This window comes from Sporosarcina beigongshangi (assembly GCF_033485195.1).
GTDB lineage: Bacteria > Bacillota > Bacilli > Bacillales_A > Planococcaceae > Sporosarcina > Sporosarcina beigongshangi.
Window position 1 is genome coordinate 1 of sequence record NZ_JAWLIR010000085.1, and the last position, 1,478, is coordinate 1,478.

Here is a 1,478-nt window from a genome sequence, read left to right on the forward strand (position 1 = left end):
TGATGTGCACCCCAAAAGTTAGAGTCAAATCTAACTTTTGGGGTGTTTTTATTATGGCTAAATATAGCGATGCATTTAAGCTGATGGTTGTACGTGAATATCTGCACGGTCCACTGGGTTTCAAGCTACTAGCGCGCAAACACGATATAAAATCTCACAGACAGCTTAATAATTGGGTGAACGTATACAAGAAATACGGTGCGGAGGGATTACGTAGAAAGAAGAATGCTGAAGTTTACTCTGTTAAATTCAAGCTGGATGTATTAAGCTTTATGAAAAGAACAGGTGCTTCATTAGCTGAAACAGCACTTCACTTCGGATTGACCAACCCGTCGATGATTGCTTCATGGAAGAGAAAACTCCTGAAACACGGTGTTGAGGCTCTGAACAGACCGAGGGGACGGCCAGCTATGTCGGATAAAGTGAAGAATGAAAAAAATAAGAAGCATCAAGAAAATAATGAAATGACACGGGAACAGAAACTAGAACAGGAAAACGAACTCCTCCGTTTGGAGGTGGAGTACCTAAAAAAGTTACGAGCTTTTCAGATGGATCCGGAAGGTTATCTCGAAAAGCACAAGCAGCTCTATCATTCGAGCTCAAAGAAAAATTCCGACTAAAGGACATCCTTCAAGTCATAGGTATTCCCGAATCTTCCTACCACTATCAAGTGAAAAGAATGCAAATCGCGAATCCTGATCAATCGCTAGAAGAAAAAATACAATCTATTTTTGAAGAACACGATGGGAACTATGGTTACCGCCGAATTCAACTGGAGTTGAAGAACCGGGGTATCCAAGTGAACCATAAAAAGGTTCAGCGTATCATGGGGAAACTGGAACTGAAGGGAACTAAGTTCATGCGAAAATCACGTCGCTATAGTTCTTACAAAGGAAATATCGGTACAATAGCTAAAAACCGTCTTCGTCGTCGTTTCAACACAACAATCGCTCATCAAAAGCTGACAACAGACATTACAGAATTCAAGTGTTCAGACGGTCTCAAACTCTATCTCAGCCCCATGATGGACATGTATAATGGGGAGATCCTTTCACACGGTATCAGCATGCGTCCGACACTGGACTTTGTGATGAAACCCCTGGAAGACGCTCTTCAAGTCATAAAGGATTCAAGATATCGAACGACTATCCATTCTGACCAGGGCTGGCATTATCAGCACATAAGATGGGTCAATACCCTTAAGGAACACAACGTGTTCCAAAGCATGTCACGCAAGGGAAACTGCTTAGACAATTCACCCATGGAAAACTTCTTTGGGCTTTTGAAGCAAGAGATGTACTATGGTGAACCGCTTCGCACGTATGAGGAACTTAAAAGAGATATTGAGTCATACATCTATTATTACAATAACAAACGTATCAAACTGAAATTGGCTGGCATGAGCCCGGTTCAATACCGTCTTCACACCAGCCAATTAGCTGCTTAATATAAACTCTAACTTTTAGGGGTCACAACAC

Annotated in this window: 1 protein-coding gene and 1 pseudogene; both read left to right on the forward strand. The window is 41.7% G+C overall.

The genetic code is table 11. The features are described 5' to 3' along the window. Positions 1-83 precede the first annotated feature (83 nt). A complete protein-coding gene (locus R2B77_RS17835; protein ID WP_232843539.1) occupies positions 84-620 on the forward strand; it encodes a helix-turn-helix domain-containing protein in 537 nt (178 codons plus the stop codon). Next, a pseudogene (locus tag R2B77_RS17840) lies at positions 617-1,447 on the forward strand (IS3 family transposase); the annotation flags it as partial. The gene R2B77_RS17835 and the pseudogene R2B77_RS17840, both read left to right, overlap by 4 nt. Positions 1,448-1,478: the final 31 nt, after the last annotated feature.